Origin of the sequence: Aeromonas sp. PrichA-15, assembly GCF_017939245.1 — a bacterium.
Taxonomy (GTDB): Bacteria; Pseudomonadota; Gammaproteobacteria; order Enterobacterales; family Aeromonadaceae; genus Aeromonas; species Aeromonas caviae.
The window spans coordinates 57,136-76,294 of sequence record NZ_JAGKRH010000001.1 but is presented as its reverse complement, the minus strand read 5'-3'; the positions used below and the strand labels follow the sequence as shown (position 1 = coordinate 76,294).

Genomic DNA, 19,159 nt, shown 5'->3' with positions numbered 1-19,159 from the left:
AAAGAGAAAGAAGAGGATGTGCGCCTGGTTGCCGGGTCATAGTTCCGGCCCCAGCGCGAAGTGCAGCCGCAGCGGCTTGTCCTCCTCGGAGATGCCCACCGCCAGATCGAGCCTGACCTGACCGATGGGGGTGACCCAGCGCACCCCGACCCCGGTGCCTATCTTCCAGGCCTCGCTGTAGTCGACGGTGGCGGTCCCGGCGTCCACGAACAGGGCGCCGAGCCACTTCTCGCTGAAGCGGTAGTTGTACTCCAGGCTGCCGACGCTTGCGTAGCGCCCGCCGGTCAGCTTGCCATCGTCCCCCCGTGGCGAAATGGTCTCGTAACCGTAACCCCGGACCGTCTGATCGCCGCCGGTGAAGAAGCGCAGGGAGGGGGGGACCAGGGAGAAATCATCCCCGACGATGGCCCCCTGTTCGGCCCGCATCAGGAAACGGTGATCTTCGCCCAGGGTGCGCAGCCACTTGCTGCGCCCCCACACCCGCATGAAGCTGATATCGGACCCCCAGTAGGGGCTCGAGAACTCCATCGTCAGTTGCTGGCGATCCCCCCAATCCGGCACCAGACCGCCGCGCACCCGCAGCCGTGACCAGGAGACGCCGGGGATCAGCAGCAGGCTGTTCCCCTCGTCCTGACCCTGGACGTAGCGCTCGTTCTCCAGGCGCACAAAGACGTCTCTGTCCCAGCTCTCCGGTCGGCGTGTCCAGCGGTGCACCCCGAAGGTGGCCAGATCGGAGCGGGTGTCGTTGTTGTCGGTGTATTGATAGCCCGCCTGCAGGGAGTAGTAATCCCGTAGCGGGTTGCCCACCGGGATCTGGTAGTCGAAGCTGAGCTCCGCTTCCGGCGCCGAGATCTTGGCGGTGCTGGAGAGGCGGTGACCATAGCGGTTCACCCAGGGTTTCTCCCAGGTGGCACTCAGGCGCGGCCCCACGTCCGTGGCATAACCGATACCGGTCTCAATCTCGTGATCGACCCGGTTGGAGAGGGTCACCTGCACCGGCACCCGGTTGCCCTCGGCCTGGCTGATCAGGGGTTTGATGTCCACCTGCTTGAACAGCTTGGTGGAAGAGACATCCTGGGACATCTCCGCCAGACGGATCGCCAGATAGGGGTCGCCGCTCTTGATGTTGATGAGCGGGCGAATAAGGTGCAGTGCCTCCGGCGTCGCGTCATAGCGGATCTCGCCGAAATGGTAGCGCGGGCCGGAGCGAAACAGGATGTAGATCTCCGCCTTGCCCTGTTCCGGGAAAACCTTGACCTGGCTCTTGCTGATCTTGGCGTCAAAATAGCCGCGGGCCAGCCCCAGACTGCCGAGATCCGCCTTGATGGATTCATATTTGCCGTGGTTGAGGGGATCTCCCTCCTTGAGGGGCAGCTTGTCCAGCAGCTCGCTGTACACCTCGTCGCTCCCCGCATCCCCTTCCAGCAGGATGTCGAGGCGCGAGATGATCACGGGTTCCCCCCGCTCAATCTCGATCACCACCTTGGCGGGCGCCTTCTTGTCGCGGTTCAGGGTGATCTTGGGCTGGTAGTAGCCATAGACCTGCAGCGCCTTCTGTACGCTCTCGGTGATCTTGGCGCGGGCGGGGCGGTACTGGCGTTCCTGGTAGACGGGCAGGGCGTTGAGGTAGGCCTCGACGTTGTCTTTCTGCTCTCCCCTGACCCCCTTGATCTGGTAGGTCAACTTGGCCGCCATGGCGGGCATCGCCATCAGCCAGAGAGCGAGGGCGAGGGCGAGCAGCAAGAGACCGGGCCCGGGGCGACGGGATCGCCCGGATGAAGTGCTCCCGGTGAGAAAAGTAGGATAGCATCCTGTCAAACGTCAGTTTCCCCGAATAACATGATTTAAAGATTGTGTTATTTAGTACGATACCGAGACTCATCCCGGGCGAGTGCCGCTCATCCTAGCATAATCGCGACGCCGAAATCCCACGCTCGGGGCCCCTTTGCGTGCCGCTCTGCCACCCCCGGTGCGGGGATCGCTTCGGCCCTGCAAGGAGCCAGCCGTGTGTAAGGAGCCAAACTGCGCACAATCCGGGCAAGGGGCGAACAAAATGCCACCACCTGCCCCGCCACGCCGGATCTCCCCTGGCGGCCTTGGGCTGGCAGCAGGGTCCGGCTCGTCGCGACACCCCTTGTCGGACACCCCGCATCCGGCGGGTTTCGTCAACCCGTCCCCCTCGACTTGCTCCGCGCTCTCTTCCCCATCCTGCCTGCTATTGAACAGGAAAATAATTTTAAATCAATCACTTGAATAGATGGCACTAAAGCTTCGTTCAATTCAATCGATTTATCCCGCTGCCCCTGCGCTCCTGCCTGTCCCACACTGATCCCAATCATCGCAGGAGAGACCCCATGCACCTACGTAGCGAACAACTGGCTGACTACATCGCCGACCGAATCGAGTTCATCACCTTCCTGGCCTGCTGCAGCGCCCTGCTGGCCCTGCTGACCGGCATGAACGGCCAGCAGGCCCTCGCCTTCACCGCGCTCAATCTGCCCTTTGGCCTGGCCCTGCTGCTGGGCATGGCCCTGCTCGCTCCCCTGTCTGCCCACTGGCGCCTGCCCGGCATAGTTCTGCTGCTGGTGAGCGCAGCCCTGGCCACCCTGCAGATGGGGGGCAACTGGCTCAACCCCCTGGCCATCTGGAGCCTCTATGCCCTGCTGGGGCTGGAGATCCTCTGGCAATCCCGGGCCAGGGTCCCCCTGGCCACCGGCCCCCGGAGCCGGGTCTCGCGCCCGAGGGGCTGACGTGGAGGCGCAATTGCAGTAATCTTGCGCCCCCTTTCCCCTCGCCGAGGAGCATTCCGATGAAAAAAGCCTGTGCCCAGCACATCCTGGTCAAGACCGAGAAACAGTGTCTGGAGATCAAGGAGAAGCTCGCCAAGGGCGCCGATTTCAGCCAGATGGCCAAGCGTTTCTCCACCTGCCCTTCCGGCAAGCGTGGCGGCGATCTGGGGGAGTTCTCCAAGGGGGACATGGTCAAGTCCTTCGACGATGCCGTGTTCAAGGGGGAGCTGCTGACCGTGCTGGGGCCGGTGCGCACCAAGTTCGGCTTCCACCTCATCAAGGTGCTCTATCGCAACTGATCCAGGGCAACGAGGCCATCGGCTCTCTGAGCCGCACGCCCGGGATTGATGATCATTTACTAACGTTATCAGGCAATTAAGTTTATCCTTCTGGGCATAGTTCCATCCTGTCCCGTGGATCCCTCATATGCACAGCTCTTTGTGGTGGCCGCTGCTGACCTGGCTATTGCCCCTTTGCGGGGCCCTTGGCAGCCGCGCCCATCTCTGGCCCTGGTGGCTCGGCTTCATCCTCTGTCTCGCCAGCGCCCTCCTCAGCCTCGTGCTGCTGCTGCGCCTGCCCTGGCGTTATCGCCGCACCACCAACCTCTGGCCGGATATCTGGGGCATAACTCCCCTGCTGTTGCCCCTGCTGTTTCTCGTCCAGGCGCTGCGCTCCCCCCTCACCAACGACGTCAGCACGGATCCCTACCATCCGCCACGGCTCCAGTGGGCCGAGCAGCTCAGAAGCCAGGAGGATCTCCCGGTCTCCCCCCCGCCCCTGCAAGTATTTCCAGGCAACCCCGGTCCTCTCTATACCCGGGCATCCCCGGTCGAAGTGCTCGCGGAAGCCGAGGAACTGATGACGGAGCTGGGCTGGCAGGTTCATCCGGGCAGCGAGGGTATCGATGCCGTCGTCACCACCGGCTGGTTCGGGTTTCAGGATGACGTGGCCCTGCGGGTCTTTGCCGGGCCCAAAGAGACCCGTATCGACATGCGCTCCGCCTCGCGCCAGGGGCGCAGCGATCTGGGGGTCAACCGGGCACGGATCATCGATTTCCTGAATCGGTTGAACGAGCGCCTGGGCGGGGCCTACAAGCCCAAGATGGAGAAGCTCAAAGAGGAACAAGATGCGCATTGAGGTCAAACCGGACCGGGCCTACGCCTGGTTCATCCGCCCCTTCTTCTGGCTGCAGAAACGCAACTACGGTCAGGTGCTGATCCCGGGCAAGTGCTGGGGGCGCTCCCCCAGGCTGTTCGCCGCGGTCGCCACCCTCTACGGCGTCATCAACCGCAAGCGCTCCCCCATCGACCCCGTGCTGCGCTCCCTGGTGACGGTGCGAGTCTCCCAGCTCAACTGGTGTCGTTTCTGTGTCGACATCAACGCCATGACCCTCGTCAAGCGGGCAGGCTCCAGCGACAAGGTGGAGGCGCTGGCCCGGTGGCGCGACAGCCCCTTGTTCGACGAGCGGGAACGGGCCGTGCTGGACTATGCCGAGGCCATGACCGGGCTGGATGGCGTGAGCGACGAGCAGGCCGCCCGCCTCAAGCCCTGGTTCGATGACGACGCCCTGGTGGAGCTCACCGGCCTCATCGCCTTCCAGAACATGTCCGCCAAGTTCAATGCCGCTCTCGACATCGCTCCCCAGGGGTTCTGCCAGTTGCCGGTGCAACCCGAGCGCCCCCTCGACAAGGGGCAGGGATGAACCGGGCACGCCTGCTGCTGTTGCTGGCGATGGGGGCCCTGGTCGGCACCTTCTTTGCCCTCGACCTTGACCACTATCTGAGCCTCACCCAGTTGCAGGCTCATCAGGAGCGCCTGGCCCTTTGGGTCGACCGCCATGTTGTCGCGGCCAGCCTGCTGTTTCTGGTGCTCTATGTGCTCACCACCGCCCTCTCCCTGCCGGGGGCGGCCCTGCTCACCCTGGCGGGCAGCGCCGTCTTCGGCATCCTGTGGGGGCTCTTGCTGGTCTCCTTTGCCAGCTCCCTTGGCGCCACCCTGGCCTTTCTCAGCGCCCGCTTCCTGCTGCGGGACTGGGTCGAGACACGCTTTGGCGACAAGCTGGCGAGCGTTCAGGCCGGCATGCAAAAGGAGGGGGCCTTCTATTTGCTGAGCCTGCGCCTCATCCCCCTCTTCCCCTTCTTTCTGGTCAACCTGGTGATGGGGCTCACCCCCATCAGAGTCAGCACCTACTACTGGGTCAGCCAGCTCGGCATGCTGCCGGGCACCCTCGTCTACGTGCTGGCGGGGAGCGAGCTGGCTACCCTCACCAGCACAGGCAACCTCTTCTCCCCCGGCCTGCTGGCCGCCCTGACCCTGCTCGGCCTGATGCCCTGGCTGATGCGTGCCTTGCAGCGCCGTCTCGCCCTCTACCGGTTGCACGCCCCCTACCGCAAGCCTGCGCGCTTTGACTACAACCTGCTGGTGATAGGCGCCGGCGCCGGAGGTCTGGTCACCAGCTACATCGCCGCCGCGGTGAAAGCCAGAGTGGCCCTCATCGAGCAGCACAGGATGGGGGGGGATTGCCTCCATACCGGCTGCGTCCCCTCCAAGGCGCTGATCCGAAGCGCCCGCTTCGCCTTTGAACAGCGCAAGGCCACAGAGCTTGGTTTTACCCCGAGCCAGAGCCGCGCCGACTTCGCCGCCGTGATGGCGCGGGTCGCCCGGGTCATCGAGGAGGTCGAACCCCACGACTCGGTGGCGCGCTATGAAGGACTTGGGGTGGAGTGCATCCAGGGGCGGGCGCGAATCACCTCCCCCTGGGAGGTGGAGGTCAACGGCAAGCGCCTGACCAGCCGTCATATCGTGATCGCCACCGGCGCCCGCCCCCGGGTGCCCGCACTGCCGGGGCTGGACAGGGTTCCCTACCTCACCTCCGACACCCTCTGGCAGCGACTGCGTGAGCCCCCCCGCCATCTGCTGGTGCTGGGAGGGGGCCCCATCGGCTGCGAGCTGGCCCAGAGCCTGGCCCTGCTCGATATCCCCGTCACCCTGGTGGAGCAAGGCCCTCAGCTGCTGCCCCGGGAAGATAGGGACGTCGCCGGGGCCCTGGCCGCGCAGCTGGAGCACGACGGCGTCACCCTGCACCTCGGCTGGCAGGCTACCTCGGCCGGGTATATGGACGGTAAAGGCACCAACCTGCCCATCCGGCTGCACCTGCGCCGGGGGGACGAGACGCTGGTGGTTGAGGGGGACCAGCTGCTGCTGGCCCTTGGCCGGGAGGCCAACGTGAGCGGTTTCGGGCTGGAGGCGCTGGGGGTTGAACTGGCCCCCGGCGGCACCCTGGCCATCGACGGCTTCCTCGCCACCAACTACCCCAGCATCCTGGCGGTGGGGGACGTTGCCGGCCCCTACCAGTTCACCCATTTTGCCGCCCATCAGGCCTGGTATGCCGCCATCAACGCCCTCTTTGGCCAGTTCAGGCGCTTTCGGGCAGACTACAGGGTCATGCCGGCAGCCACCTATACCAGTCCGGAGATAGCCAGGGTCGGCCTCAACCAGAAAGAGGCTCGGGCCCGAGGCATCCCCTTCGAGTCGACCCGCTTCGAGATGGCCGAGCTGGACAGAGCCATCGCCGACGGCGAGTCAGGGGGCTTCGTCGAGGTGCTGACGGTGCCGGGCCGTGACAGGATACTCGGGGCCACCATAGTGGGTGCTCACGCCGGCGAGCGGATCGCCGAGTTTGCCCTCGCCATGCGCCACCGCCTGGGACTTGGCAAGATCCTCGCCACCGTTCACCCCTACCCCACCCTGATGGAGGGGAACAAGTACGTGGCTGGCGCCTGGCGCCGTGCCCGCCAGCCCGGGCGCCTGCTGGCGCTGCTGGCCCGTTATCACCGCTGGCGCCGCGGCGCCTGACTCTGACGAGGCAACCATCATGTTCACGACCCGACTTCGCGCCCTGCTCCGTCCCCTGATGGCCGCAGTCCCCCTGCTGCTTGCCTCCCCGCTCCACGCCAATGACGCGTCGTGGCAGCAGACCCTGCTGGCCGCCAGGGGGCAGACCGTCTACTTCAACGCCTGGGGGGGCAGCCCCGAGATCAACGCCTATCTGGTGTGGGCGGGGCAGGAGATCGCTCGCCAGTACCAGGTCGAGCTGGTGCAGGTGAAGGTGGATGACATCGCCCAGAGCGTGAGCCAGTTGCTGGCCGGCAAGCAGGCTGGCAAGACGTCGAACGGCCCCATCGACCTGCTCTGGGTCAACGGCGAGAACTTCAAGGCGCTCAAGGAGCAGGGGCTGCTGGGGGCCCCCTTTACCGACGAGCTGCCCAACATGGCCCTGGTGGACACCGCCCTGCCGGTGAGTGAGGACTTCACCGTGCCGGTCGAGGGGCTGGAGGCCCCCTGGGGCATAGGCCAGCTCAATCTGATGGTGGATGGCGACCAGGTAGACGTTCCTCCCACCTCGGCGGCCGCCCTGCTTGCCTGGACCAAGGCTCACCCCGGCCGCTTCACCTACCCCAAGCCTCCCCAGTTTCACGGCTCTAGCTTTCTCAAGCAGATCCTGCTGGAGCTGACACCGGATCCGGTGCCCCTCTATCGGGAGGCGACCGATGCCGACTTCCTCCGCGTCACCGCCCCTCTCTGGGCCTGGCTCGACCAGCTTCACCCCGCGCTCTGGCGAAAGGGCAGGCTCTTCCCCACCGGCGCCGCCGAGACCAGGCAGTTGCTCGATGACGGCGAGCTGGCCATGGCTATCAGCTTCAACCCGGGGGAAGCCCAGAGTTCGGTGCAAAACGGCACCCTGCCCCCCACCGTCCATGCCATCGCCATGGAAAAAGGGGCGCTCACCAACAGCCATTTCCTCGCCATCCCCTTCAATGCCTCCGCCCGGGCCGGGGCCAAGGTGGTGGTCAACTTCCTGCTGAGCCCCGCCGCCCAGGCACGCAAGAGCGACCCCGCCTTCTGGGGGGATCCCAGCGTGCTGCGCCAGGAGGCGCTGCCAGGCCAGACCCGTCCGGCATTGCGCTTCAAGGGGGTGGCAGAGCCCCACCCCAGCTGGCAGACCCGGCTGGAAGCGGCCTGGGCCGAGCGCTACGGCCACTGATCCATCATGCAGGCGCGCGCCCCTCTTCTCCTCCTTTTGCCCTTTTTGATGCTGGGAGCCCTGCTGCTGGGGATCCCGCTCGCCGGGGGCCTGCTGTGGCTGGTCATCGAGGGGCTCGCCCCCGCCAATCTATCCCTCTTGCTCCCCCAGCCCGGACTCTGGCACTCCGCAGGGTTGAGCCTCTGGGTAGCGGGCACCTCCACCCTGGGGGCCCTCGGCGCCACCGCCCTGCTTCTCGCCCAGGGGGACGGGCGTCCCTGGATGCGCTGGCTGCGCCGCCTGCTCTCCCCCCTGCTGGCGCTTCCCCACGTCGCCTTTGCCATCGGCATCGCCTTTCTGATCGCTCCCTCCGGCTGGCTGCTGCGCCTCGTCGCCCCCCTGCTTGACCTCACCCATCTGCCCCCGGACTGGCAAACCCTCAAGGATCCCTGGGGGCTTGGCCTCATCGTGGTGCTCATCCTCAAGGAGACTCCCTTCCTGCTGCTGATGGCGCTGGCGGCACTGGATCCCGCCAAGGTGGCGCGCCAGCAGTGGCTGGGGGCCAGCCTCGGCTTCAGTGCCCCCCGGATCTGGTGGCGCCTGCTGCTGCCCGCCCTCTGGCCCGCCCTGCGACTGCCCCTCTACGCGGTGGCCGCCTATGGTTTGGCGGTGGTGGATCTCGCCCTGCTGCTGGGGCCGGATGCCCCGCCGCCCCTGGCGGTGCGACTCTGGCTCTGGTATCAGGATGCCGACCCCGCCTGGCGCGGCGCCAGTGCCAGCGGCGCCCTCTTGCTGCTCGCCCTCAACCTGCTGCTGCTTGGCGCCCTCAGGCTGCTGGAGCGGGCCCACCTCACCCTCGGCAAGGCACGCTGGCTGGATGGGCGACGCGCCCCCGCCTCGCCCTGGCCCGCACTCATTGCCCGCATCGGCGTGTGGGGGCTGCTCCTGACCAATCTGCTGGTGCTCGCCGCCCTGCTGCTCTGGTCCCTGACCCGGCGCTGGTCCTTTCCCACCCTCTGGCCGAGCGAATGGAGCAGCCACCACTGGCTGGCTCTGCTGCCGAGCCTGGGCCCGCTGCTGTGGCAGAGTCTGTGGCTGGCCCTGCTCTGCGCCGCGCTCTCCCTGCTGCTGGCGGTGCTCTGCCTCGAGGCGTTGCCTGCGCACCGCGCCACACGCACCCTCTGGCTTGTCTGCCTGCCTCTGCTGCTGCCCCAGGCCAGCCTGCTGTTTGGATTGCGCCTTCAGACCGACGGGCTGGGATTCACTGGCATAGGCCCAGGCTGGGTACTCTGGAGCCAGTTGATCTTCGTCTTTCCATACGTCTATCTCTGCCTGCACGGCCCCTATCGCCAGTTCGACGAGCGCCTCACCCGGGTGGCCCTCACGCTCGGGGCCAGCACCTGGGGGGCCTGGTGGCGAGTCAAGGGTCCCCTGCTCGCCCGTCCCCTGTTGTTCGCCTTCGGTGTCGGGGCGGCGGTGAGCCTGGCCCAATACCTGCCGACCCTGCTGTTCGGGGGCGGGCGGGTCGTCACCATCACCACGGAGGCGGTGGCCATCGGCAGCGGCCTCAACCGGCGGCTGGCGGGGCTCTACGGCCTGCTGCAACTCCTGCTGCCCCTTTTCATCTATGCCCTGGCGCTCTGGCTGCCGCGGCGCATCAACCCCGCCCTGAGGTCCTGACCCGATGCTGCACACCTCCGCACTCACCCTCTTCCTCGACGGTGCCCCCCTGCTGACGCTCCCCCCCCTCAGGGTGGCCCCGGGCGAGGTACTCACCCTGATGGGACCGAGCGGCTGTGGCAAGAGCTCCCTGCTGGCGGCCCTGGCGGGAGTGCTGCCACCCGGGGGCCCCATCCGGCTGACCGGGGACATCCTGCTCGGCGCACATCGCCTCACCCCGCTGCCCCCCCAGGAGAGGGGGGTCGGCATCCTGTTTCAGGATGACCTGCTGTTTGCCCACCTGACGGTGGCCGAAAATCTGATGTTCGGCATGCCGGCGCATCTCAAGGGGATGGCGGCAAGGCAGACCCGGGCCCGCGAGGCGCTGGCCGAGGTCGGGCTGGAGGCTCAGGCGGACAAGCTGCCAGGGGCGCTCTCCGGCGGCCAGAAAGCCCGCGTCAGCCTGCTGCGAGCCCTGCTGGCCGAGCCCAGGGCATTGCTGCTGGACGAACCCTTCTCCCGCCTCGACAAGCCGCTGCGGGCGGCATTCAGAACCCTGGTGTTCGAGCGCCTGCGCACGCAGGCCATCCCCGCCCTGCTGGTGACCCACGACGAAGAGGATGCGCCGGGCACCATCTTGCAACTGATCCCCCCAGCCAGCCCAGAAGAGGAGCACCACCTTGTTTGATCGCCACCTGATCCCGGTTATCCGCCGCCCCCTCGCCGCGCTCGCCCGCCCCCTGTGCCGGGCCGGGGTGAGCGCCAACCAGGTGAGCCTCGCCGGCTTTCTCATCGGCATGCTGGCGCTGCCGCTGCTGGCCTTTGGCTGCTATCAGTGGGCGTTGGCGGCGATTCTGCTCAACCGGCTGCTGGACGGGCTGGATGGCGCCGTGGCGCGGGAAACGGGCATCACCGACTGCGGCGGGTTTCTCGACATCACGCTGGATTTCATCTTCTACGCCGCCGTGGTGCTGGGCTTTGCCCTCGCCGACCCGGCCAACGCCCTGGCCGCCGCCACCCTGCTGTTCGCCTTCATGGGCACGGGATCGAGCTTTCTGGCCTTTGCCATCATGGCCGGCAAACGGGGCATCGAGAGCCCCGTCTACCACCACAAATCCCTCTACTATCTGGGCGGGCTCACCGAGGGGAGCGAAACCATCGCCCTCTTCGTGCTCATGTGCCTCTGGCCCGCCGCCTTCGTGCCACTGGCCTACGGTTTCGCCCTGCTCTGTGCCATCACGACCCTGACCCGGATCTGGAGCGGCTACCACACCCTGCGCTGACGGGATCCCGGAGGGCGCGCCGGCACGGAGCACTTGCGCCTGCACGCCAATGTTTTACCATGACGGCACTCTTTTTCAGGCTCACGAGAACCCTATGCGTCGCCTTGTCTGTGTCCTCTCCCTGTTTCCCCTGATCTACGGCTGCAGCAGCACGCCGGCGCCCAAGCCCGTGGTCAAACCCCAACCCAACAGCGCCTTCATCAACCAGACGCCGCCGAGCAAACCCTTCTACGGGCAGGTGAGCCAGCCCGGGGTCAGCAAGGGGGACTTCGCCAATCGTTCCAACGTGGACAACTTCGTGCAGCGGATGGTGCAAAAGCACGGCTTCGACGGCGCCGAGCTGCACCGGGTACTGGCCCAGGCCGAGCGTTATGACTGGATCATCAAGCTGATGGACGCCCAGGCCCCCACCACCAGACCGCCCACCGGCCCGACCGGCGCCTGGAACCGCTACCGCGCCAAGTTCATCACCCCGGACAACGTACAGAACGGCGTCAACTTCTGGCGTGAATACGAGAGTGAACTCAACCGGGCGCAGCAGATCTACGGGGTGCCACCCGAGATCATCGTCGGCATCATCGGGGTGGAGACCCGCTGGGGTCGGGTGATGGGCAAGACGCGCATTCTCGACGCCCTGGCGACCCTGGCATTTGACTACCCGCGCCGCGCCGACTTCTTCACCGGCGAGCTGGAAGCCTTCCTGGTGATGACCCGGGATGAGGGGATGGACCCCACCGAACCCAAGGGCTCCTATGCCGGGGCCATGGGCTACGGCCAGTTCATGCCGTCGAGTTTTCGCAACTACGCGGTGGACTTCAACGGCAACGGCCACACCAACCTGTGGGATCCGGTGGATGCCATCGGCAGCGTGGCCAACTACTTCAAGGCCCACGGCTGGGAGAAAGGGCAGCCGGTGGCAGTACGCGGCCAGGGACAGCTGCCGGGCTATGAGCACGGCTTCCAGACCCGCTACCCGGTGGCCACCCTGCGCGGTGCCGGGCTGGCTCCCACCGGCTCCCTTGGCAATCACAAGGAGGCGAGCCTGCTGCGTCTGGATGTCGGCACCGGTTACCAGTACTGGTACGGCTTGCCGAACTTCTACGCCATCACCCGCTACAACCACAGCACCCACTACGCCATGGCGGTATGGCAGCTTGGCCTTGCCGTCAGGGATGCCAGAGGCGGCTACTGAGCCAGCCTCAATGCCAACGAAAACGGGCCCGATGGGCCCGTTTTGCTATTCGTTTTCCAGCAACCAGCGCTTGAGCAGGGCCGCCAGCTGCTCCTGTTCGGCCAGGCTCAATGGGGCCAGCAGGCGACGCTCGTTCGCCACGTGCTGCTCCACCGCATGGTCAACCAGCTCCCGCCCCGGCTCCGTCAGGCAGACCAGCAGGCTGCGCCTGTCATCGGGGGAGGCTTCACGTCTTATCAGGCCACGCTGCTCCAGCTTGTCGAGCCGGGCCGTCATGGCCCCTGAACTCAGCATGGCGGACTGGTAGAGCGCGGTCGGGGTCAGCGACTCGCCGGCCCGACGCAGGGTCGCCAGGATATCGAAATCAGACCCCAGCAGACCGCACTCCTTGAGGGTCTCGTTCACTTCGCGCCCGGCGATCGCCGCCATGCGCGCCACCCGCCCCAGCACCCCCATGGGGGTGCAGTCGAGGTCCGGGCGCTGCCGGGCCCACTGGGCCAGCAGCTGATCTACATGATCACTCTCCATTGGGGCTCCATTATCTTTATATGAAGATACTTGATAATAAACCAACTCGCGACTAATGTATCTTTACTTGAAGATACTTTGTTGCGAGATAACCATGCCACTGCTGATCGCCCTGCTCGCCCCCCTGCTCTGGGGCAGCACCTATGCCGTCGTCAGTCTCTACCTGACCGACTACTCCCCCTACTGGGTGGCCGTGTGGCGCGCCCTCCCCGCCGGGGTGCTGCTGCTGTTGCTCCATCCCCGCAGGCCGCCTCTCGTCTGGAGCAGGCAGTTCCTGCTGGCGTTTTGCAACATCACCGCCTTCTTCGCCCTGCTGTTCGTGGCGGCGTTTCGCCTGCCCGGCGCCGTGGCGGGTACGTTGGGAGCGACGCTGCCCCTCATCCTGATGGGGCTGGCCTGGCTGCAAGACGGTGTCAGACCGACGATCAAGTGGCTGTTGCTGGGGGTGATGGGGCTCGTCGGGGTGCTCTTGCTGCTCAATCCCTCTGCCAATCTGGATCCCGTCGGCGTGGCGTGCGCCCTGCTCGCCACCCTGCTCATCGGCCAGTCGAGCCGCTGGATGCAACGCTGGCCGGTGGACGATCTGCTGGCCCTGACCGCCTGGCAGCTGCTGCTGGGCGGCCTGATGCTGATCCCGCTGGCCTGGTGGCTGACCGGCCCCATGCCCCTGCCCCGGGCTGACGCCACTCCCGGGCTTATCTGGCTGGTGATCCTCAATACGGCTCTGGCCTACTGGGCCTGGCTCTGGGGACTCAAACGCCATGGCCCGGAGGTGATGGGGATGCTGGCCCTCACCAACCCCATGGTGGCGGTCTCCTGCGGTGTGCTGATGGTGGGAGAAACCCTGGATGGCCGTCAGTGGCTCGGCATCGGCATCATCCTGCTCTCTCTCTTCCTGATGAAGCTGCCGGCCCGCTCCTTCCTCAAGCGCTGGCAGAACCGCAAGGCCGCCACCGGCAGCGTCGACAACGGCTGATCCGCAGTCAACCCGACACAAAAAGAAGAGGAGCCACCAGGGCTCCTCTTTCACATGGGTTGTTGCCGTAAGGGTCAGACGCCGGCCTTGGCCAGGGCGGCGGAGACAATCTGCTGGGCTTCCTGCTGGATGAGGTCCAGGTGCGCCTCCCCCTTGAAACTCTCCATGTAGATCTTGTAGATGGACTCGGTACCGGAGGGGCGCGCCGCGAACCAGCCGTTCTCGGTCACCACTTTCAGGCCGCCGATGGCGGCATCGTTGCCCGGCGCCTTGGTCAGCTTGGCGAGGATGGGCTCGCCAGCCAGGGTGGAGGCTTCCACCAGGGCCGGATCCAGCTTGGAGAGCACCGCCTTCTGGGCGCTGTTGGCCGGGGCATCGATGCGGCGGTAGCTGGAGCGGCCGAATCTGGCTTCGAGCGCATCGTAGTGGGCCTGGGGATCCTTGCCGGTCACCGCCAGGATCTCGGCCGCCAGCAGCGCCAGGATGAAGCCATCCTTGTCGGTGGTCCAGACGGTACCGTCCTTGCGCAGGAAGGAGGCACCCGCGCTCTCCTCGCCGCCAAAGCCGAACTCGCCGCTGTAGAGACCGTCCACGAACCACTTGAAGCCGACCGGCACCTCTTTGAGGGTGCGACCGATCTCGCCGGCCACCCGGTCGATCATGGAAGAGGAGACCAGCGTCTTGCCGACGGCCGCCCCCTTGGGCCAGCCGGTTCTGTGGGTGAACAGATACTGGATCGCCACCGCCAGATAGTGGTTCGGATTCATCAGGCCCGCCTTGGTGACGATGCCGTGACGGTCGTAGTCAGGGTCATTGCCAAGGGCGATGTCGAACTTGTCTTTCAGGGCAATCAGGCTCGCCATGGCGAACGGGCTGGAACAGTCCATCCGGATCTTGCCGTCTTTGTCCAGGGTCATGAAGGAGAAGGTCGGATCGACCTTGTAGTTCACCACCTCGATGTCCAGACCGTAGCGCCTGGCGATGACGTCCCAGTAGGCGACGCCGGAGCCACCCAGCGGATCCACGCCGATCTTGATGCCAGCCTGCTTGATGGCGGCCAGATCCAGCACGTTTTCGAGATCATCCACATAAGGGGTGACATAGTCGTGTTCCACCACGAACGGGCTCTTGAGGGCCTCGGCAAACGGCATCCGCTTCACGCCGGCCAGGCCCGCTTCCAGGATCGCGTTGGCGCGATCCTCCACCCACTTGGTGATCTCGCCTTCGGCAGGACCGCCGTGGGGCGGGTTGTATTTGAAGCCACCATCTTCCGGCGGGTTGTGGGACGGGGTGATCACCACGCCGTCCGCCTGGGCCACGGGTTTGCCTGCGTTGTGGCGCAGGATGGCATGGGAGATGACCGGGGTCGGCGTGAAGCCGAGGCCAGCCTGAATGCGGGTCTCGACACCGTTGGCCGCCAGCACTTCCACCGCGCTGGCAAAGGCGGATTCGGACAGGGCATGGGTATCCATGCCGACGAACAGCGGCCCCGTGATACCGGCCTGCTGGCGGTACTCCACCAGCGCCTGGGTCACCGCCAGAATGTGGGATTCGGTGAAGGCGCTGTGCAGGGCGCTGCCGCGGTGACCGGAGGTGCCGAAGGCGACCCGCTGCTCAGGGCGGCTCATGTCCGGCTTGTTGAGGTAGTAGGCGCTGACCAGACGGGGAATGTTGGTCAGATCGCAAAGACGAGCCGGCTGACCGGCGTGGGAATGCTGTGCCATGGCGTTTTCCTTGAGCTGAGCCTTGCCCGGCAAGGCCTGAAGTCATTGATGGGTTAAACGGCGCCGCACACCCGAGCCGTCAGATCCTCGTCATAACCCATGCTGTTCATGAGCTGGGCCACCATGTTCTGCTTGCGGCTGGTATTGGTATTGGTGATCACCCAGAACGGGGTCTCCGGTACCGGCTTGGGCTTGGTGGTGCTGCCACTGGCACGCAGCGCTTCCGGGTCACGGGAGAAGTAGACGCGCTTGCGCCCTTTTATCTCGGTCGCCTGGGTGAAGCCTTCCGGGTTGTCCCGATAGAGGGTGCTCAATACCAGCATGAAGCGGTTGATGGACTTCTCTTCTTTCTGAAGCTCGCCGGAGTCCAGCAACGCCTCCAGCCCCAGGGCATCTGCCACGGGTTGCGGTTGCATCGCAGGCGCGGCCGCCACGGTTGCCGTGCCGGCCTGGGCGGGTTGCTCCAGCAGGCGACGCAGGATATCGGACGCACTCTCGCCGATGTGCCGGGTCTGGCTCGCGATAAAGAAGTAGAGATCGTCATCAAGCTCGATGGTTTTCATAGGGATGCGCTGGACTCGTCGAAATTCGGATGCGGCGATTATACATAGGCAGACCCGGCAGCCCAAGCAAGGGGCGGACAGATGTGCATGAATCTCCTTGAGAATACGGCATAATGACGGGCCAAGTGTGTGATCCCCCGCACTGATAGCCGATCCCGGGGCGATATTTTTGAAAAAAAACCACAAAAAAATCCCCCACCAGGAATGAAATCCTTTTCTTTCAGTGTGTTAAAAATTATGGCGATAGAGCCCACGACCGATAAGGTGTCATTTTGCAACAATACCCACGATTGAACTTCAAGGATCAGGGCGAAGGCCCGACTGTCGTGCTGATCCATGGCCTCTTTGGCAGCCTGGACAACCTCGGCCTGCTGGCGCGCCCCCTCTGCGAACAATACCGGGTCATCAGCGTCGATCTGCGCAATCACGGCGCCTCCTTTCACTCGGACGAGATGAGCTACCCGGCCCAGGCGGCGGACATCCTGGCCCTGCTGGACCATCTTGGACTTGAGCAGGTGGCCCTGGTGGGCCACTCCATGGGGGGCAAGGTCGCCATGCAGGTCGCCAAGCAGGCCCCTCACAGGGTCAGCAAGCTGGTGGTGGCGGACATCGCCCCGGTGGCCTATCCCCACGCCCGCCACAAGAACGTGTTTGCCGGGCTCAATGCCACGCTGGCCACGCCCCCCCAGAGCCGCAGCGAGGCGGAAGCCATGCTGGCCGAGCACATCGAGATCGCCGGGGTGCGCCAGTTCCTGCTCAAATCCTTCGCCAAAGGGGAGTCTGGATGGGGGTGGCGTTTCAACGTGCCGGCCCTTGAGCGCAACTACGCCAACATCATGGGCTGGCCCGACGATGAACGCCGCTTCGAAGGCGCGACACTCTTCATCAAGGGGGGCGACTCCGACTATATGCTGCCCGAATACACCGGGGCCGCGATGGCCCAGTTCCCGGCCGCCAGGGCCCGCGTCATCGCCGGCACCGGCCACTGGTTGCACGCGGAAAAGCCGGTTTTGTTCAACAAACTGGTTGTGGATTTCCTGTCGACAGGCGGTTAACAGTTTCAAATCCTTTGTGATATAGTGCGCCCGTCTTAAGGAGTGCGCGCAATCCATGCTGAGTGAACACATCGATCTCATCGAGAGTCTGGGCCTGAAACTGTTCTTCGTGGCCATCTTCCTGCTGATTGGTCTGGCCATTCAGGACGTGCTCAAACGGGGCAATGTGCCCCGCTTCGGCCGCTTCATCGTCTGGCTGGTGCTGTTTCTGGGTTGCGCGGGTTTTGTCGCCAAGGGGCTGATCGAAATGGGCTGGGAAGGCTCAGGGATCGGCTAACTACTTTTCATCTGTGATGTATGGCCAAACAGCAAACTGATCGAACAACACTGGATCTGTTCGCAACTGAGAAGCGCCCCGGCAGGCCAAAGACCAATCCACTCCCCCGCGAGACCCAGCTCAAGATCAACAAGCGCAACCAGCTCAAGCGCGATCGTGAGAACGGGCTGAAACGGGTCGAGTTAAAGGTGGAAGCCGAGTTGCTGGAGCGCCTGAACCAACTTGCGCTGCAACAGAACGTCAGCCGAGCCGAGCTGATCCAATCTATCCTGAAGCAACAGATCGAGTCTGCTCATGCAGCAGGCATCGCAATCTGAACCGTCAAGCATCAACACCAGATACGGGTAACGAAACACTATGGCTAGTGTAGGTCTGTTTTTCGGCAGCGATACCGGTAATACCGAAGCTGTCGCCAAGATGATCCAGAAAGAACTGGGCAAACAACTGATTGAAGTCCGTGACATTGCCAAGAGCAGCAAGGCCGATATCGACAGCTTCGATCTGCTGATGTTCGGCATCCCGACTTGGTACTACGGCGAAGCCCAGGCCGATTGGGACGACTTCTTCCCCGAACTCGAAGAGATCGACTTCAACAACAAGCTGGTGGCCATCTTCGGATGCGGCGATCAGGAAGACTATGCCGAGTACTTCCTCGACGCCATGGGCACCCTGCGTGACATCGTCGAAGCCAAGGGCGCCATCATCATCGGCCACTGGCCGACCGCCAGCTACGAGTTCGAAGCCTCCAAGGCGCTCGTGGATGACAAACACTTCGTGGGCCTGGGCATCGACGAAGATCGCCAACCCGAACTGACAGCCGAGCGTGTCAAGGGCTGGTGCAAACAGCTGCACGAAGAGATGTGCCTGGGCGAGCTGGAGTGATCTGATCTCCCTCCCTCTTCATGCAACAAGGGCCCCGACGGGGCCCTTGTTGCATCTGCAGCAGGCATTCAGCCACCCCTGTGCTGAGGCTTGGATCTGACATAGAGGGTGCGCTTCACCTGGGCCACCAGCTCGCCCTGACCATCCTGCACCTGCACCTCGAACTCGGGAAAGTGCTTCTCTCCCCCCTCGGTCGCCGCCACGATCGATGCCAGCTTGGCGTCGCTCAGGGTGAACTCCGCCACCAGTTTGCCCTTGCCAGGCTTGATGAAATTGATGCTGCCCGCCTTGTCCCACACGTAGTAGCGGTTCTTGAAATAGCCCATCAGCATCAACGGGTAGATGGGATCCGTCATGGCGAACATGCTGCCGCCGAACTGGGTCCGGTTGGCATTCTTGTTCCACCAGCGGGACTTGAGCGTCACCCGGCAGAAGCGGAAATCGGGGCTCAGGGTTTCTATCTTGATGCCTGCGCCCCAGAAGGGGGGCCAGGCGTTGAGGGCGCAGCGCACCCAGGCGGCATTGCCGAAAAGCCAATCCATGGATCTCATCCGACCAGACTATAAAGAAGTCACATAGTATCAACATTCTCTGGTCGAGCAAGCGGGCCTGAATATTCCCATGACGGGCTTGATGATCTAAAGCCCTTGAATTGCTGGGTTTATTTTTAACTTGGCTACGACCTATAATGACAGGCCAAGCGAGTTCGTGGTTGCCATTACAGCGGCAGTCAATCAGAATAACCACACCTTCGAGAATGCGAATAAATAGAAATGGCAGACAACAACCAAGCGTTAAAAAAGGCCGGGCTCAAGATCACCTTGCCCCGTGTCAAGATCCTGGAAATCCTGCAACAGCCGGACTGCCAGCACACCAGTGCGGAAGATCTGTACAAACGGCTGATCGATCAGGGCGAGGAGATTGGTCTCGCTACCGTTTATCGCGTTCTCAACCAGTTTGATGATGCCGGTATCGTCACCCGTCACCATTTCGAAGGGGGCAAGTCGGTGTTCGAGCTCGCCACCCAGGAGCACCACGACCACCTGGTCTGCCTCGACTGCGGCAAGGTGATCGAGTTCTCCGACGAGGTGATCGAACAGCGCCAGCGCGACATCGCCAAGGCGCACAACATCCGCCTGACCAACCACAGCCTTTACCTGTATGGCCACTGCGCCAACGGTGACTGCAAGCACGACGATTGATTCGGC

21 protein-coding genes are annotated in these 19,159 nt (G+C 64.4%); 16 read left to right on the top strand and 5 right to left on the bottom strand.

Annotated features, from left to right (window positions below; translation table 11 throughout):
• Positions 1-36: 36 nt before the first annotated feature.
• Positions 37-1,818: an autotransporter assembly complex family protein gene (locus J9889_RS00345; RefSeq protein ID WP_113977989.1), complete on the bottom strand. Its 1,782-nt coding sequence runs from the start codon at positions 1,816-1,818 to the stop codon at positions 37-39.
• Between the two features lie 536 nt (positions 1,819-2,354).
• Here J9889_RS00345 and J9889_RS00340 point away from each other — a divergent pair.
• From J9889_RS00340 to mltB, 10 genes are all read left to right on the top strand, one after another.
• Positions 2,355-2,750, top strand: coding sequence for a hypothetical protein (locus J9889_RS00340; protein ID WP_113977987.1), 396 nt, complete (start codon positions 2,355-2,357; stop codon positions 2,748-2,750).
• Between the two features lie 59 nt (positions 2,751-2,809).
• Positions 2,810-3,088: a peptidylprolyl isomerase gene (locus tag J9889_RS00335; protein WP_039039827.1), complete on the top strand. Its 279-nt coding sequence runs from the start codon at positions 2,810-2,812 to the stop codon at positions 3,086-3,088.
• Positions 3,089-3,215: 127 nt separating this feature from the next.
• The gene (locus J9889_RS00330; protein WP_113977985.1) at positions 3,216-3,926 is read left to right on the top strand and encodes a DUF1499 domain-containing protein; all 711 of its coding nucleotides are present in this window, start codon (positions 3,216-3,218) and stop codon (positions 3,924-3,926) included.
• Positions 3,916-4,491 (top strand): carboxymuconolactone decarboxylase family protein, encoded by a 576-nt coding sequence (locus tag J9889_RS00325; RefSeq protein WP_039039829.1) that lies wholly within the window; start codon positions 3,916-3,918, stop codon positions 4,489-4,491. The genes J9889_RS00330 and J9889_RS00325 overlap by 11 nt, the downstream gene beginning before the upstream one ends.
• Positions 4,488-6,644: a bifunctional TVP38/TMEM64 family protein/FAD-dependent oxidoreductase gene (locus J9889_RS00320; RefSeq protein WP_113977983.1), complete on the top strand. Its 2,157-nt coding sequence runs from the start codon at positions 4,488-4,490 to the stop codon at positions 6,642-6,644. Before J9889_RS00325 ends, J9889_RS00320 begins: the two co-directional genes overlap by 4 nt.
• Positions 6,645-6,702: 58 nt before the next feature.
• Positions 6,703-7,833 carry an ABC transporter substrate-binding protein gene (locus tag J9889_RS00315; protein WP_223924478.1) on the top strand — a complete coding sequence of 377 codons (1,131 nt, stop codon included), beginning with the start codon at positions 6,703-6,705 and terminating at the stop codon, positions 7,831-7,833.
• A 48-nt stretch (positions 7,834-7,881) separates the two neighbouring features.
• Positions 7,882-9,492, top strand: a complete 1,611-nt coding sequence (locus J9889_RS00310; RefSeq protein ID WP_193550723.1) for an ABC transporter permease — start codon at positions 7,882-7,884, stop codon at positions 9,490-9,492.
• A 4-nt stretch (positions 9,493-9,496) separates the two neighbouring features.
• The gene (locus tag J9889_RS00305) at positions 9,497-10,159 is read left to right on the top strand and encodes an ATP-binding cassette domain-containing protein (protein ID WP_113977980.1); all 663 of its coding nucleotides are present in this window, start codon (positions 9,497-9,499) and stop codon (positions 10,157-10,159) included.
• Positions 10,152-10,754 (top strand): CDP-alcohol phosphatidyltransferase family protein, encoded by a 603-nt coding sequence (locus J9889_RS00300; protein ID WP_043154183.1) that lies wholly within the window; start codon positions 10,152-10,154, stop codon positions 10,752-10,754. The genes J9889_RS00305 and J9889_RS00300 overlap by 8 nt, the downstream gene beginning before the upstream one ends.
• A 94-nt stretch (positions 10,755-10,848) precedes the next feature.
• Positions 10,849-11,946, top strand: coding sequence for a lytic murein transglycosylase B (gene mltB / locus J9889_RS00295; protein ID WP_045525304.1), 1,098 nt, complete (start codon positions 10,849-10,851; stop codon positions 11,944-11,946).
• Positions 11,947-11,991: 45 nt separating this feature from the next.
• Here mltB and J9889_RS00290 read toward each other — a convergent pair whose 3' ends face one another.
• A complete protein-coding gene (locus tag J9889_RS00290) occupies positions 11,992-12,474 on the bottom strand; it encodes a MarR family transcriptional regulator (protein WP_113977979.1) in 483 nt (160 codons plus the stop codon).
• A gap of 94 nt (positions 12,475-12,568) precedes the next feature.
• Between J9889_RS00290 and J9889_RS00285 the strand changes: the two genes are divergently transcribed.
• Complete coding sequence (locus J9889_RS00285; protein WP_113977977.1) at positions 12,569-13,450, top strand: EamA family transporter; 882 nt, start codon at positions 12,569-12,571, stop codon at positions 13,448-13,450.
• A 74-nt stretch (positions 13,451-13,524) separates the two neighbouring features.
• Here J9889_RS00285 and pgm read toward each other — a convergent pair whose 3' ends face one another.
• Both pgm and seqA read right to left on the bottom strand, forming a co-directional pair.
• Positions 13,525-15,174, bottom strand: coding sequence for a phosphoglucomutase (alpha-D-glucose-1,6-bisphosphate-dependent) (gene pgm / locus J9889_RS00280; RefSeq protein WP_010674109.1), 1,650 nt, complete (start codon positions 15,172-15,174; stop codon positions 13,525-13,527).
• Positions 15,175-15,227: 53 nt separating this feature from the next.
• Entirely contained in the window at positions 15,228-15,737 is a 510-nt protein-coding gene (gene seqA, locus J9889_RS00275; RefSeq protein WP_042017344.1) for a replication initiation negative regulator SeqA, read from the bottom strand.
• 290 nt (positions 15,738-16,027) lie between these two features.
• Here seqA and J9889_RS00270 point away from each other — a divergent pair, with 290 nt between their 5' ends.
• Genes J9889_RS00270 through fldA form a run of 4 tightly spaced genes read left to right on the top strand, consistent with a single transcriptional unit; the run spans position 16,028 to position 17,951 of the window.
• Positions 16,028-16,792: an alpha/beta fold hydrolase gene (locus J9889_RS00270; protein WP_113977976.1), complete on the top strand. Its 765-nt coding sequence runs from the start codon at positions 16,028-16,030 to the stop codon at positions 16,790-16,792.
• Positions 16,793-16,847: 55 nt separating this feature from the next.
• Positions 16,848-17,069, top strand: a complete 222-nt coding sequence (locus tag J9889_RS00265) for a DUF2788 domain-containing protein (protein ID WP_010674106.1) — start codon at positions 16,848-16,850, stop codon at positions 17,067-17,069.
• Positions 17,070-17,089: 20 nt separating this feature from the next.
• Positions 17,090-17,386: a LexA regulated protein gene (gene ybfE / locus J9889_RS00260; protein ID WP_005325670.1), complete on the top strand. Its 297-nt coding sequence runs from the start codon at positions 17,090-17,092 to the stop codon at positions 17,384-17,386.
• A 40-nt stretch (positions 17,387-17,426) separates the two neighbouring features.
• The gene (fldA, locus tag J9889_RS00255; protein WP_010674104.1) at positions 17,427-17,951 is read left to right on the top strand and encodes a flavodoxin FldA; all 525 of its coding nucleotides are present in this window, start codon (positions 17,427-17,429) and stop codon (positions 17,949-17,951) included.
• Positions 17,952-18,019: 68 nt separating this feature from the next.
• On the opposite strand, the gene J9889_RS00250 is transcribed toward fldA, so the two are convergent.
• The gene (locus tag J9889_RS00250) at positions 18,020-18,493 is read right to left on the bottom strand and encodes a DUF4442 domain-containing protein (protein ID WP_010674103.1); all 474 of its coding nucleotides are present in this window, start codon (positions 18,491-18,493) and stop codon (positions 18,020-18,022) included.
• 231 nt (positions 18,494-18,724) lie between these two features.
• On the opposite strand from J9889_RS00250, the gene fur reads away from it, so the two are divergent.
• Positions 18,725-19,153 carry a ferric iron uptake transcriptional regulator gene (fur, locus tag J9889_RS00245; RefSeq protein WP_010674102.1) on the top strand — a complete coding sequence of 143 codons (429 nt, stop codon included), beginning with the start codon at positions 18,725-18,727 and terminating at the stop codon, positions 19,151-19,153.
• Positions 19,154-19,159 lie beyond the last annotated feature (6 nt).

Excerpts from the sequence above, each read along its gene's own strand:
- J9889_RS00340 (WP_113977987.1), top strand. The coding sequence starts at position 2,355 with ATGCACCTACGTAGCGAACAACTGGCTGACTACATCGCCGACCGAATC.
- J9889_RS00335 (WP_039039827.1), top strand. The coding sequence starts at position 2,810 with ATGAAAAAAGCCTGTGCCCAGCACATCCTGGTCAAGACCGAGAAACAG.
- J9889_RS00330 (WP_113977985.1), top strand. The coding sequence starts at position 3,216 with ATGCACAGCTCTTTGTGGTGGCCGCTGCTGACCTGGCTATTGCCCCTT.
- J9889_RS00325 (WP_039039829.1), top strand. The coding sequence starts at position 3,916 with ATGCGCATTGAGGTCAAACCGGACCGGGCCTACGCCTGGTTCATCCGC.
- J9889_RS00320 (WP_113977983.1), top strand. The coding sequence starts at position 4,488 with ATGAACCGGGCACGCCTGCTGCTGTTGCTGGCGATGGGGGCCCTGGTC.
- J9889_RS00315 (WP_223924478.1), top strand. The coding sequence starts at position 6,703 with ATGGCCGCAGTCCCCCTGCTGCTTGCCTCCCCGCTCCACGCCAATGAC.
- J9889_RS00310 (WP_193550723.1), top strand. The coding sequence starts at position 7,882 with ATGCTGGGAGCCCTGCTGCTGGGGATCCCGCTCGCCGGGGGCCTGCTG.
- J9889_RS00305 (WP_113977980.1), top strand. The coding sequence starts at position 9,497 with ATGCTGCACACCTCCGCACTCACCCTCTTCCTCGACGGTGCCCCCCTG.
- mltB (WP_045525304.1), top strand. The coding sequence starts at position 10,849 with ATGCGTCGCCTTGTCTGTGTCCTCTCCCTGTTTCCCCTGATCTACGGC.
- J9889_RS00290 (WP_113977979.1), bottom strand. The coding sequence starts at position 12,474 with ATGGAGAGTGATCATGTAGATCAGCTGCTGGCCCAGTGGGCCCGGCAG.
- J9889_RS00285 (WP_113977977.1), top strand. The coding sequence starts at position 12,569 with ATGCCACTGCTGATCGCCCTGCTCGCCCCCCTGCTCTGGGGCAGCACC.
- pgm (WP_010674109.1), bottom strand. The coding sequence starts at position 15,174 with ATGGCACAGCATTCCCACGCCGGTCAGCCGGCTCGTCTTTGCGATCTG.
- seqA (WP_042017344.1), bottom strand. The coding sequence starts at position 15,737 with ATGAAAACCATCGAGCTTGATGACGATCTCTACTTCTTTATCGCGAGC.
- J9889_RS00265 (WP_010674106.1), top strand. The coding sequence starts at position 16,848 with ATGCTGAGTGAACACATCGATCTCATCGAGAGTCTGGGCCTGAAACTG.
- ybfE (WP_005325670.1), top strand. The coding sequence starts at position 17,090 with ATGGCCAAACAGCAAACTGATCGAACAACACTGGATCTGTTCGCAACT.
- fldA (WP_010674104.1), top strand. The coding sequence starts at position 17,427 with ATGGCTAGTGTAGGTCTGTTTTTCGGCAGCGATACCGGTAATACCGAA.
- J9889_RS00250 (WP_010674103.1), bottom strand. The coding sequence starts at position 18,493 with ATGGATTGGCTTTTCGGCAATGCCGCCTGGGTGCGCTGCGCCCTCAAC.
- fur (WP_010674102.1), top strand. The coding sequence starts at position 18,725 with ATGGCAGACAACAACCAAGCGTTAAAAAAGGCCGGGCTCAAGATCACC.